Source organism: Burkholderia sp. YIM B11467 (assembly GCF_052952715.1).
In genome coordinates, this window is the sequence record NZ_JBQVSQ010000002.1 from 433,500 (window position 1) to 445,976 (window position 12,477).

Sequence of the window (12,477 nt, forward strand, 5' to 3'; positions counted from 1 at the left end):
CGATGATGCAGCCGCGATCGCCGGACAGCGCGCATCGCGTTGATACGCATCAACGTCCTCCGGTTCCGAAACCGGATACTGGGTCGCTCAATGACCAGACAGGAGCGACGCATGACGCAAACCATGAAAGCGGCCGTGGTGCACGCATTCGGCGAACCATTGCGCATCGAGGAAGTGCCCGTGCCGGTGCCGGGCCCCGGCCAGATCCTCGTCAACATCAAGGCATCGGGCGTCTGCCATACCGACCTGCACGCGGCCGACGGCGACTGGCCCGTCAAACCGTCGTTGCCGTTCATTCCGGGGCATGAAGGCGTGGGCATCGTCGCGGCCGTTGGCGCGAGCGTCACGCACGTGCGCGAGGGTGACCGCGTCGGCGTGCCGTGGCTCTACACGGCCTGCGGACATTGCGAGTACTGCCACACGGGCTGGGAAACGCTGTGCCACGGTCAGCAGAACACGGGCTATTCGGTGAACGGCAGCTACGCGGAATACGTGCTGGCCGATCCCGACTACGTCGGCCATCTGCCTGCGCAGGTCGAGTTCGACGAAATCGCGCCGATCCTGTGCGCGGGCGTGACCGTCTACAAGGGGATTCGCGTGACCGATACGCGCCCCGGGCAGTGGATCGCGATCTCCGGCATCGGCGGGCTTGGGCATGTGGCGGTGCAGTACGCGCGTGCGATGGGCCTGCACGTCGCGGCGATCGACATTTCGACCGACAAGCTCGCGCTCGCGCGGCAGCTCGGCGCGCAACTGACGATCGACGCATCGGTCGACGATCCGGCGAAAGTGATCCAGAAGGAAATCGGCGGCGCGCACGGCGTACTCGTCACGGCGGTGTCGCGCAGTGCGTTCGCACAGGCGCTCGGGATGGTGCGGCGCGGCGGCACGGTTGCGCTCAACGGCCTGCCGCCCGGTGATTTCCCGTTGCCGATTTTCTCGACGGTGCTGAACGGCATTACCGTGCGCGGCTCGATCGTCGGCACGCGGCGCGATCTGCAGGAATCGCTCGACTTCGCGGCCGACGGCCTGGTGCGTGCGCATATCCATCGCGACCGGCTCGGCAACATCAACGACGTGTTCGCAAAGCTGCGCGAAGGCAAGGTCGACGGGCGCATCGTGCTGACCGACATGCAGTGATGCATGCGGCCGCCGCGTGGCGGATCGCGTCGCGACGGCGGCCGTGCCGCAGGGTTCGCGTTACTGCGCGAAGAACACGTCCGTGCGATTCGTCAGGTTGCCCGCGTTGGTTTGGACGAAGAACGGATGGAACGACGACGACGGGCCGACGTCGAGGCCCTGATAGTCGCCGATGAAGAAGCCTTCGGCGTTCGGCGCGAGTTTCATGTCGAACGGGCCGCCGACGCGCCGCTCGGCGACGAACGTGGTGCCGCCGTCGAGCGAGATCTTGCGCCAGAAGCCCGTCGGCAGCGTCGTCGTGTTCCCGGCCAGCAGGTCGCGGAAGTCGTAGTGGGTGACCATCACGGCGCCTGCGTTGTCGACACGCACCGACGGATTGAAGGCCGGCCGGCCGGTCGGCGTGTTGACCTGCAGCGGCGCGCTCCAGGACGCACCGCCGTCCTTGGACGTCGATAGCGCGATCTCGTCGTACTTGCCGCCGTTGAAGCGGCTGTCCTGCCACACGACGTAAAGCTGGCCCGACGCGGGATCGATCGCGGGCTCGGGAATGATGTCGCCGGTGCGCACGGGTTCGCCGGTGTTCGGGTCCGTCACGCCGACCGTCTGCAGCCCCGCGATCACCTGCGGCTGCGTCCACGTCGCGCCGTCGTCGGTCGACTTGATGAACGCGACCTTGCCGGCGGCCTTGCTGAACGGCGGCTGGATCAGGTCGAAGAAATCGTAGAGCGTGCCGCTCTTCGGATCGACGACGATCTGGTTGCCGATCGTCTGCTGGCGCGACCGCACGTGGACGATGACTTTCGCCTTGCTCCACGTCTTGCCGCCGTCGGTTGTCTTCGAGAACAGCGTCGGCCCGCGGAACGCCTGCGTGTGCAGGTTCGCGTACGGGTTGCCGTTCGGCAGTTCGAGGCGGTCCCATACCGCGTACGCGGTGCCGGCCTTCACCGGGTTCGCCGTCACCGATTCCTTGTCGTTGAAGAACTGCGTCGTCGGTTCGTTGTTCGCGACCAGCAACGCGGGACTGCTCCACGTCTGCCCGCCATCGGTCGATACCGAGCCGGCGACCGCGTTGCTGTTGTTCGACTGGTTGAACGTGATCGCGACCGAGTACGCAGTGCCGTCCGGCCCGATCGATACCCACGGGTCCGACGCGCGTTCGTACGACAGCCCGCCCGGCGCGCATGCACTGAACGGCTGCGTCGTCCGTGCCCAGGTGGCGCCGCCGTCGAACGTGTAGCCCGCGACATGGCCGTGCGCGCCGCCGTTCGACCAGCGGTCCTGCTGCCACACGCCGATCATGTTTTGCGGGTTGGCCGGATTGACCGCGAGCCACGGTTCGACCTCCGCATTCACGTAGGCGGTGCCGGGCCCGCCGATGGTGCAGGCGGCGTATGGACTGGGGCCGGACACGAGCACGGGATCGGCATGCGCGGCGGCACAGGCCAGTGCCATCGCGGCGGGCAGGCAGGTGAATAGCGGGTGGGACACGATAGTGCGTCGCATGGACTGCTCCTCGTTGACGTGCGGCCGCGATGGTGCGGTGGAACGAGGCCGTGCGAGCCGATGCGCGGCGGCTCGGGCCGCCCGGGTCGGGGTGTCGCGGCGACGCGCACGATGCATGCCGCCGGGACGTGTCGTTCAGGATGCCGCTTCAGCCATCGCGATCCGCGTGCGCTGGATACCGCCAGCACTGCGGTCAAGACTCCTATTCGTTTTTATTGCTTGTGACGGATGTGTCGTTGATGCCGCCCTGCGGGGAGGCCGGTTCGGGCAGGCGAAGAATGCGTAGAAGTGGATTGCAATGTAGTTGATCCGGATGCGGCGAGGCAGGCAATTTTTTGTAACAGCACGTAGCCGGAAAGCGTTGCCGAACGAGAGCAAACGCGCGGGCAAAATTTGCCGTGGCGAGCACGCGAAATCGAAACGGAAAGATGAATTGCTATCGTTTCCGCTCGAGGTACGTTGCTCAGCGCTCCGCCGGAAACCGGTCCTGCAACGTGTGCAGCCAGCGCGCGACGACATCGAGTTCCGCGTCGGAAAACCCGTCGCCCAGCTTGCCGTTCAGTTCGCGCAGCAGCACGCGCGCACGCTTGAGCGCCGCGTGGCCATCGTCGGTCAGGTACAGGCGCGTCGCGCGGCCGTCGTCCGAATCGGCGTGGCGCGCGAGCAGGCCGGCTTTCGCCATCCGGTCGGCGAGCCCGGTCATCGCGGACGGCGCGAGCTGCAGCGTGGCGCCGACTTCGCCGATCAGCGCGCCGTCCTGCTTCGCGAGACAGAACAGCACGCCGGCCTGCGCGGCACTCGCGCGCGCATCGGTCTCGGCCTTGCGGTCGATCCAGCGCTGCACGCGCCGCTGGCCGATGTTCAACAGGAAAAACAGTCGTCGGTCTTCGCTCAAGCTGGGTTCCCGGCTGCAATGGAGAGGGAGGGGCGGCCCGCCTCGCGTGGCGTGTCGAGCGCCTGCGCGAGCCAGTCGGCCACGTCGGGCCACAGCACGGCGCCGGGCCGGCTGCGGAAAAATCCCATGTGCCCGACCGGACCGCTGCCCGCCGCGCGCGGATCGATCTGACGGCGTTCGACTGCCGCGCGGGTCAGATAGCTTACCAGCAGGTCGATCGCGGTCGGGTTCGCCCACGGATCGTCGTCGAAGCCGAGCGCGAGGATCGGCAGCTGCTGTTTCGCGAAGCGCTCGGCCGCGCCGAGCGTCGGATCGTCGAAGAAATAGCGCGGCAGCGCGGTCCAGCGGCTCCATTCGCGAAACACGCCGGCCGGCAAATCCTCGCCGAGCCCGAGCCGCTTGCCGGGCACGTAGCCGAGCAGCGCGGACATCAGCGGGCCGAGCACACGCAGGATCAGCCGCACTTTCAGGCGCTCGGTCGCTTGTTTGATCAGGCGCGTGCTGCCCGCATGCGCGGCGACGAGCACGGCCGCGCGCAGGTGCGTCGTGCTGGCGGACAGTCCGATCGCATGCCCGCCGACGCTGTGGCCGACCGCCAGCAGCGGCAGCCCGGCGTGCGCCTGCCGCGCCCACGCGGTTGCGGCGCCTACGTCGAGTTCGATCCAGTCGCGCATGCTCGCCTGCAGCGCGTTCAGGCGCGCGGGCCGCGACGTATCGATGCCGCGGTAGTTGTAGGTCAGCGCAGCGAAGCCGCGCTCGGTCAGAAAGCGTGCGAATCCGGCATACAGCCGTTCCGGCACGGCCGTGGCCGGATGGATCAGCACCAGCGCGCGCGGTTCGGCATCGCGCGTCCACAACGTGCCGCGCAACAGGTAACCGTCGATGGCGGAAAACTCGATGGGTTGGGAGGTCATGGCTGTCCTCGTTCCGGGTAGTTATTTCGTATGCGAAATATAGTCCGGGAATTATTTCGTGCACGAAATATCTATCGAGGAATCATTCGAACGACGGGGCCGGAGGTTGGTGCCCGGTATCGTGCGGCTGCACTCGCTTCATAAAATATTTGCATCTTTCGATAGCAGAATATTGCGTTTGTCTCATGAAGCGGACCGACGTATCTTCACCGGTTCCATCCGCTGCGCCGGCCGTTGCGCAACGCGGACAACGAGGCGCCGCCATCGCGTGGCAGCCTGCCAACCCTCCGGGAGATCACGTTGCTGAGCCGAATCGTCACGGCGCTCGTGCTGGCGCTTGCCGCGCAGTCGGGTATCGCGAAAGACACCGTCACGCTGCGCGTCGGTGAACAGAACTACTTCAACATCCAGGCGTCGATGGAGGCGTCCGGCGTGCTGAAGGACCTGCCTTACACGATCGAATGGAAGCACTTCCAGGCCGCCGCGCCCGTCGCCGAGAGCCTGAACGGCAACGCGATCGACGTCGGTTTCCTCGGCGATTCGGCGCTGTTGACGCTGGCCGCGCGCGGTGCGCCGGTCAAGGTCGTCGCGGTGTCGCGGCAGAGCCTCGACGGCGTCGCGATCCTCGTGCCGAAGCATTCGCCGGTGCGTACCGTGGCCGACCTGCAGGGCAAGACCATTGCCGTGTGGCGCGGCGCATGGAGCCAGCAGCTCGTGCTGCGCGCGCTCGAACATGCGGGCCTGCGTGCGGATTCCGTCAAGTACGCGTACCTGATGCCGATCGACGCGACCAACGCGCTCGCGAACGGCTCGGTCGACGCCGTGTCGCTGTGGGAGCCGTTCGTCAGCACGCTCGCGTTGCGGCAGGGCGCACGACCGGTGACGACCGCGCAAGGGCTGATGCCCGCGCTGAGCTTCGTCGCCGCGAACGAGCAGGCCGCGTCGGGCAAGCGCGCGGAGATCGCCGATTTCCTGCGGCGCGTCGTCGTCGCGCGCCAGTGGGTCGACAACCATCCGCGCGAGTACGCGGACCTATGGGCGAAACGCGCGAAGCTCGAGCCCGACGTCGCGTACCGCTGGCTCAATAACGCGAAGCAGCGCGTGGGCCCCGTCGACGACGCGGCCGCGAAGGACGCGCAGAACACGGCCGACTTCCTGCACAAGGCCGGCGTGATTCCGGCCGCGTACGACACGTCGAAGCTGCTCGACCGCTCGTATGCAGGCGCATTCGTGGCGCCCGCGCAAAAGACGGCCGCCGCGCAGTGATCGTGCCGCCCCCTCCACGATTCCCGATCGAGAACCAGAAGGACATTCCGACATGCCAGTCGACATCATCGGCATGATCACCGCGACGCCCGGCGCGGAGGTCGACGTCCCGGGCGGCGCGGCCGTCCAGCCCGACTACGTGCGCCGCTTCGCGCAAGCGCACGAGGCCGCGGGCTTCGACCAGATCCTGGTCGGCCATTTCAGCAACGCGGCGGACGGCTTCATCGTCGCCTCGTTCGCGGCCGCCGCGACCGAACGCATCCGCATCCTGCTCGCGCACCGGCCCGGCGTGATCGTGCCGTCGGCCGCCGCGCGGCAGATTGCGACGCAAGGGCCTGTTCCCGCTAATAACGGGCTTGCGCTGGCCGCCAGAAGGGCCGAGCGCAAGGACTGCGACGAAGCGAATACTCAACGTATTCGCGAGGAGCATGACGCCGCGATCGGCCCTTCTGGCGGCCAGCCCCACGAATGATTTTTTCCAAACAGGGGAACGTGCCTTGCCGGCCGTATTGCGGCGTCGATCGTTGCTTGTTTGGCGCGGCCAAACGGCGCTCCTCACTCCTTGCACTACGACCGGCAAGGCACGTTCGCAAGCCCGTTATTAGCGGGAACAGGCCCTTGTGTTCAGCGGCGGCCGCCTCGCACTGAACGTCGTGTCGGGCGGCGACGACACGGATCTGCAGCGCGACGGCGATTTCGTGGCGCACGATGCGCGCTACCGCCGCACCGGCGAATATCTCGACGTGCTGAAACGGATCTGGCTGGCCGACGCGCCGGTTGACCACGACGGCGAGTTCTACCGGCTGCGCGGCGCGTCGCCGCTCGTGAAGGGCGCACAGCGGCCGCACGTGCCGATCTATTTCGGCGGCTCGTCGCCGGCCGCGCTCGCGGTCGCGGGCCAGCATGCGGATGTCTACATGACGTGGGGCGAGCCGCTTGCGTCGGTGCGCGAGCAGATCGCGCGCGTGCAGGCCGCCGCCGCACCGTTCGGGCGTGCGCCGCGCATCAGCGTGTCGTTCCGGCCGATCGTCGCGGACACCGAGGCCGCCGCCTGGGAGAAGGCCGAGGCGATCCGCGAGCGCGTACGCGCGGCACGGCTCGCGAACGGCCAGCCGATTGCCGGTCACGCGCCGCAGAATGCAGGATCGCAGCGGCTGATGGCGGCCGCCGCGCAGGGCGACGTGCTGGATGAGCGGCTGTGGATGGGTGTCGCGAACCTGACCGGCGCGCGCTGGAATTCGACCGCGCTCGTCGGCACGGCCGAACAGGTCGCGCGAGCGCTTGGCGCGTATTACCGGCTCGGCGTGTCGACGTTCCTGATTCGCGGGTTCGATCCGCTCGACGACGCGCTGGCCTACGGGCGCGACCTGATTCCGGCGATTCATGCGCATGTCGCGGATCTCGACCGTTATCGCGCGGCGGTGACGGCGTAGGCGAGACTCACTGGCACACCGGTCTTCGATTCGCCCCGGCATTTCCACTGCGGAATGCCGGGGCGATTGCATTACGTGCGTCGTTGTCGCTCCGGCATTCCGTTCAGAACGACGGCAACCCCGGCGGATTGGTCTCCGCGCGCGCGATCGCTTCGCTCTGCAGGCCCCAGCGCGCGAGCGCCTGCCCGTAGCGGCCGCTGCCGATCAGCGCATTCGTCGCAAGCGTCAACGCGGGCGCGAGCCCGCTGCCGCGACGCGTTGCGATCGCGACATCGGCATTGTTCGGCCAGCCCGCATTGACGACGCCGACGCGGCGAATCTTGCCGCTGCGCGCGGCCTCGTACGCGAGCGACGCGTTCGGGTTCAGCTCGGCATCGGCGCGGCCCGACAGCAGCGCGACACGCGCGGTCGCATCGTCGTCGAAATAGAGCAGCTCGGTCGGCTTCAGCCCCTGCGCGACGTTGCGCCGGCCCCATTCGAGCAGGATGCGCTCCTGACTCGTGCCGGCACCGGTGATGATCCGCAAGCCCGCGATGTCCTTCGGCTCGGCGATCTTCGCGATCGGGCTGGCGGTGCGGACATAGAAGCCATGCAGCCCGAGCCGGTAGGTCGTGAAATCGTATTTCTCCTTGCGCTTCTCGGTCACGCCGACGTTCGAGATCACCGCGTCGTATTTGCCGGACGTCAGCCCGAGCGGCCAGTCCGCCCACGCGATCGGCACCAGCGCGAGCGTGCGGCCGAGCGCATCGGCGACGAGCTGCGCATAGTCGGGATCGGCGCCGACCACGGTGCGCGCGTCGGTCGCGTAGGTCGACACGGGCGGCGCGTGCGGCGAAATCGCGACCGTGAACGCGCCGTCGCGCACCCAGCGGTAGCCGGTCGCCGCGCGGATCGCGGCGTCGTCGCGTTCCGCTCGGAGGCGCCCGGCCTGGCGCGGGTCGAGGTCGGCGGTCGCGGCGGCCGCGTGCGCCGCGCGCCAAGGCAAGCCGGATGCCGCCACCAGCGCGGCGGTCATGAACTGGCGTCGGTCGATCATCGTGGCGCGCCTCGCAGGTCTCGCAGGTCGGGGGCGACGCGCATCACAGCACCCGCGACAGGAATGCGCGCGTGCGCGGATGCGCCGGCGCGTCGAGCACGACGGCCGGCGGCCCGGCCTCGACGATGCGCCCGCGCTCCATGAACAGCACGTTGTCCGCGACTTCGCGCGCGAAGCCGATCTCGTGCGTGACGATCACGAGCGTCGTGCCCGAGCGCGCGAGTTCCTTGATCACGTCGAGTACCTCGTTGACGAGTTCGGGATCGAGCGCCGACGTCGGCTCGTCGAACAGCAGCACCTTCGGACGCAGCGCGAGCGCCCGCGCGATCGCGACGCGCTGCTGCTGGCCACCGGACAGCTGGCGCGGGTACGCATCGGCCTTGTCCGCGAGCCCGACGCGCGCGAGCAGCGTGCGGGCGGTGCGCTCGGCGGCGTCGCGCGTCACGCCGGCGACGGCGACCGGCGCCTCGATCAGGTTCTCGAGCACCGTCAGGTGCGGGAACAGGTTGAAGTTCTGGAACACCATCCCGACGGCCGTGCGCCGCGTCAGCACGTCGCGCTCCTTCAGCTCGTAGAGCACGTCGCCGTCACGCCGGTAGCCGATCAGTTCGCCGTCGATGTCGATGATACCGTCGTCGACCCGTTCGAGATGGTTGATCGTGCGCAGCAGCGTCGATTTGCCCGATCCGGACGGCCCGATGATCACGGTCACACTGCCGCGCGGCGCCACGAACGACACGTTGTCGAGCACGCGCTGCATGCCGAACTGCTTCGATACGCCGTGCACGGCGACTTCGCCGCCCGTTCGGGGCGCGGCGGCGGCGAGTTCGCTGTCGGCCTGCACGTTCGACGTCGCGTTGCGCGCCGTTGCACGCCGCCACAGCACGCCGATGCGTGCAAGCGCGAACGTGAGCACCGACGGCGGCGGATTGCGCAGCGCGCCGCGTGCATAGTGCCGCTCGACCTGCACCTGGATCGCCGACAGCACGGTCAGGATGATCAGGTACCAGACGGTCGCGACCATCAGCAGCGGAATCACTTCGAGATTGCGGCGATAGATCACCTGCACCGTGTAGAACAGTTCCGGCATCGCGAGCACGTACACCATCGACGTGCCTTTCGCGAGCGTGATCAGATCGTTGAACGCGGTCGGCAGGATCGCGCGCATCGCTTGCGGCAGCACGATCCGTGCGGTCTGGCGGCCGCGCGGCAGCCCGAGCGCGGCGGCCGCTTCGAGCTGCCCCTGGTCGACCGCGAGAATGCCGCCGCGGATCACCTCCGCGGAAAACGCCGCGTGGTTCAGCGTGAGGCCGAGCACGGCCGCGAGGAACGGGCTGATCAGGTCGGTCGTCGGCGCTTCGAACCACACGATGTCGGTGAACGGCACGCCGAGCCGCACGTGCTCGTACAGGTAGCCGAGATTGTTGAGGATCAGCAGCAGCACGATCAGCGGAATCGAGCGGAACAGCCAGACGAAGGTCCACGCGCTCGCGGACAGCAGCCGCGAACGCGACAGCCGGGCCAGTGCGACGAATGCGCCGAGCACGAAGCCGAACACCGCGCCGAGCAGCGTCAGCACCAGCGTGCGCGCGAGTCCCGACAGCACCGGTGGTGACAGGAACCATTCGGCGAACACCGGCCAGCCCCATTGCGGGTTGCCGAGGATCGAATGCAGCGCGATCGCGATCAGCACGACGGCGAGCACGGTGCCGGCCGTGCGCGCCCGGTGGCGCGCGGGCACGATCCGGAAACGCGTGCCGGCGTCGCGCGTGCCGGGAGAAGAGAGCGGCGGCAGCGCGCCGCCGAAGTGGGTCGTGTCGCTCATGTCGTGGGAAGTCCTCGAGTCGGTCGGGCGCGCCGCGCACGGGCGGCGCGGTGCGTCAGGCGTGCGCTTCGGCCGCCGGTTCCTGCGAGGCGCCGGGCGCCGCGTGGCGGCTCGCCTTGCGCGGCAGGCCGAGGTGGTCGCGCAGCGTGGCGCCGGGCAGGTCGCGGCTGTAGCGGCCGCGCGCCTCGAGCACCGGAATCACGAGCTCGACGAAATCGTCGACGCCCTGCGCCTGCACCGGAAAGCCGAGGATGAAGCCGTCGCCGGCGCCCGCGTCGTGCCAGCGGATCAACTCGTCGGCCACATGCTCGGCCGTGCCGATGAAGTTCGGGCGCGGCGTCGCGACCGCGAGTGCCGTCTCGCGCAGCGAGAGGCCTTTCTGTTTCGCGTCGGCCTTGATCCGGTCGGTGGTCGAGCGGAAGCTGTTGCGGCCGAGCTCGCCGAGTTCGGGGAACGGCGCGTCGAGCGCGTATTGCGTGAAATCGTGGTGATCGAAATAGCGGCCGAGATACGCGAGCGCCTCGTCGATCGTCAGCAGGTTGCGGATCGCCTGGTATTTGTCTTCCGCCTCGGCGGCCGTGCGGCCGACGATTGGCCCGACGCCGGGGAAGATCCTCACGTCGCCGGCTTGCCGCCCGTGTTCGATCGCGCTCTGCTTCACGCGCCGCGTGAACGCGGCCGTTTCGTCGAGCGACGGCGAATGCGTGAACACCGCATCGGCGTACTTGCCCGCGAGCCCGATGCCGGTGTCGGACGAGCCGGCCTGGAAGATCACCGGCTGCCCCTGCGGCGAGCGCTGGATATTGAGCGGGCCCGCGACCTGGAAGAAGCGGCCGTGATGATCGAGCGTGTGCAGTTTGTCTCGATCGAAGAAGCGGCCGGTCGCACGGTCGCGCACGAATGCGTCGTCGTCCCAGCTGTCCCACAGGCCCTGCACGACGTCGAGGTATTCGTCGGCGATCTCGTAGCGCAGTTCGTGATCGGGATGCGCCTTGCCGAAATTCTTCGCGGTGCCTTCGAGCGGCGTCGTCACGACATTCCAGCCCGCGCGCCCGCCGCTGATCGCGTCGAGCGACGCGAGCTGGCGCGCGACCGTGAACGGCTCGCTGTACGACGTCGAGATCGTGCCCGCGAGCCCGATCTTCTTCGTCGCGACCGCGAGCGCCGACAGCACGGTCAGCGGCTCGAAGCGGTTCAGGAAGTGCGGAATCGACTTCTCGTTGATGTAAAGGCCGTCCGCGACGAACGCGAACGTGATGCCGGCGGCTTCCGCCTTGCGCGCGATGCCGATCGCGAAGTCGAGGTTGATGCTCGCGTCTGGCGGGTTGCTCGGGTGCCGCCACGCGTTCATGTGGCTGCCTGCGCCTTGCAGCATCAGGCCGAAGGGGATCGATCGTCGGGTCGTCATGGGAGCGTCACGCGTTCTGGTCAGGGGAAAGGGAGCGGTCGTCCGCGAGGGCCGCATGCAAAGGCGTGGCCGACAGTGCGCCGCCGAGCCATTCGACCGACGCGAGCCGCGCCGCGTAGTCGGTCACCGGCGAATCGATCACGAACGCGTCGACGTCGAGCCGCCGGCTCAGCGCATCGAGCGCGCGGTGCACGCGCTCGGGCGTATCGGCCAGCACCGTCGGGCGCAGCTCGTCGATCCGGTAGTCGGACGCGCCGCTTTGCCGCGCGAATTCGGCGGCTGCCTGCGCGCTGCCGAGATTGAAGCTCTGGCCGCCCGCGAATTGCAGCTTGAAGATCTTCAGCGGTCCGATCAGTTGTTCGGCTTCGTCGCGCGTCGGCGCGGCGACCGCGTACAGCGCGACGAGCGGCCGTGTGCCGCCCGCGCTGCGATACGCGTCGAGCGAGCGTTCGAGATTCGCGTCGTCGCCGTTGAAATGCCCCGCGTAGCAGAAGCGCCAGCCGTTGCGCGCGGCGAGTGCGCCGCTGTCCGGCGAACCGCCGAGCAGGATGCGTTCGGGCGGCTGCGGCGGCACCGGCATCGCGACCGCGCCGGCGAGCGGATGATCTTCGGCGACGCCCCAGCCGAGAAACGCGTCGAGCTCCGCGAGCTGGCCCGCGAAGTCGGGCTTGCGCGCCTTGTCGTGGAACCATTGCAGCGCGCGCGTGGTCAGCGGCAACCCGCCGGGCGCCTTGCCGATACCGAGATCGACGCGGCCCGGCGCGAGCGCGGCCAGCAGCTTGAACGACTCGGCGACCTTGAACGGGCTGTAGTGCTGCAGCATCACGCCGCCCGAGCCGACGCGGATGCGCGACGTGTGCGCGAGCAGATGCGCGACGACGATCTCCGGCGCCGAGCTCGCGAAGCCGGGCGTGCCGTGATGTTCGGCGACCCAGAAGCGCTCGTAGCCGAGCTGTTCGGCACGTTGCGCGAGCGTCGTGGTGAAGCGCAGCGCGTCGGCGGCGTTCGCGCCGTCGGCGATCGGACTCTTGTCCAGCAACGAAAGCGAATAAGACAT

9 protein-coding genes and 2 pseudogenes are annotated in these 12,477 nt (G+C 68.5%); 4 read left to right on the plus strand and 7 right to left on the minus strand.

Features of this window, described 5'->3' with window-relative positions:
- Positions 1 to 111: 111 nt before the first annotated feature.
- The gene (adhP, locus tag ACTRWB_RS09165) at positions 112 to 1,140 is read left to right on the plus strand and encodes an alcohol dehydrogenase AdhP (protein WP_446901663.1); all 1,029 of its coding nucleotides are present in this window, start codon (positions 112 to 114) and stop codon (positions 1,138 to 1,140) included.
- Between the two features lie 60 nt (positions 1,141 to 1,200).
- Here the strand turns inward: adhP and ACTRWB_RS09170 are convergent, their stop codons facing one another.
- The 3 genes from ACTRWB_RS09170 to ACTRWB_RS09180 form a co-directional block, all read right to left on the minus strand.
- Positions 1,201 to 2,643 (minus strand): sialidase family protein, encoded by a 1,443-nt coding sequence (locus tag ACTRWB_RS09170; protein WP_446901664.1) that lies wholly within the window; start codon positions 2,641 to 2,643, stop codon positions 1,201 to 1,203.
- A 463-nt stretch (positions 2,644 to 3,106) separates the two neighbouring features.
- A complete protein-coding gene (locus ACTRWB_RS09175; protein WP_446901665.1) occupies positions 3,107 to 3,538 on the minus strand; it encodes a MarR family winged helix-turn-helix transcriptional regulator in 432 nt (143 codons plus the stop codon).
- On the minus strand, positions 3,535 to 4,452 hold the full coding sequence (locus tag ACTRWB_RS09180; protein WP_446901666.1) for an alpha/beta hydrolase family protein: 918 nt from the start codon (positions 4,450 to 4,452) through the stop codon (positions 3,535 to 3,537). The genes ACTRWB_RS09175 and ACTRWB_RS09180 overlap by 4 nt, the downstream gene beginning before the upstream one ends.
- Positions 4,453 to 4,752: 300 nt before the next feature.
- Here ACTRWB_RS09180 and ACTRWB_RS09185 point away from each other — a divergent pair, with 300 nt between their 5' ends.
- The 3 genes and pseudogenes from ACTRWB_RS09185 to ACTRWB_RS09195 form a co-directional block, all read left to right on the plus strand.
- The gene (locus tag ACTRWB_RS09185) at positions 4,753 to 5,718 is read left to right on the plus strand and encodes an ABC transporter substrate-binding protein (RefSeq protein WP_446901667.1); all 966 of its coding nucleotides are present in this window, start codon (positions 4,753 to 4,755) and stop codon (positions 5,716 to 5,718) included.
- A 52-nt stretch (positions 5,719 to 5,770) separates the two neighbouring features.
- Positions 5,771 to 6,046 (plus strand): annotated as a pseudogene (locus ACTRWB_RS09190) (LLM class flavin-dependent oxidoreductase); the annotation flags it as partial.
- A 292-nt stretch (positions 6,047 to 6,338) separates the two neighbouring features.
- Positions 6,339 to 7,151: pseudogene (locus ACTRWB_RS09195) on the plus strand (LLM class flavin-dependent oxidoreductase); the annotation flags it as partial.
- Between the two features lie 103 nt (positions 7,152 to 7,254).
- Here ACTRWB_RS09195 and ACTRWB_RS09200 read toward each other — a convergent pair.
- The 4 genes from ACTRWB_RS09200 to ACTRWB_RS09215 are packed head-to-tail and all read right to left on the minus strand — an operon-like array spanning position 7,255 to position 12,477.
- Entirely contained in the window at positions 7,255 to 8,187 is a 933-nt protein-coding gene (locus ACTRWB_RS09200) for an ABC transporter substrate-binding protein (protein ID WP_446901668.1), read from the minus strand.
- Between the two features lie 43 nt (positions 8,188 to 8,230).
- Positions 8,231 to 10,012, minus strand: a complete 1,782-nt coding sequence (locus ACTRWB_RS09205) for an amino acid ABC transporter permease/ATP-binding protein (RefSeq protein ID WP_446901669.1) — start codon at positions 10,010 to 10,012, stop codon at positions 8,231 to 8,233.
- Positions 10,013 to 10,067: 55 nt separating this feature from the next.
- The gene (locus ACTRWB_RS09210; RefSeq protein ID WP_446901670.1) at positions 10,068 to 11,420 is read right to left on the minus strand and encodes an LLM class flavin-dependent oxidoreductase; all 1,353 of its coding nucleotides are present in this window, start codon (positions 11,418 to 11,420) and stop codon (positions 10,068 to 10,070) included.
- Positions 11,421 to 11,427: 7 nt separating this feature from the next.
- A complete protein-coding gene (locus ACTRWB_RS09215; protein ID WP_446901671.1) occupies positions 11,428 to 12,477 on the minus strand; it encodes an LLM class flavin-dependent oxidoreductase in 1,050 nt (349 codons plus the stop codon).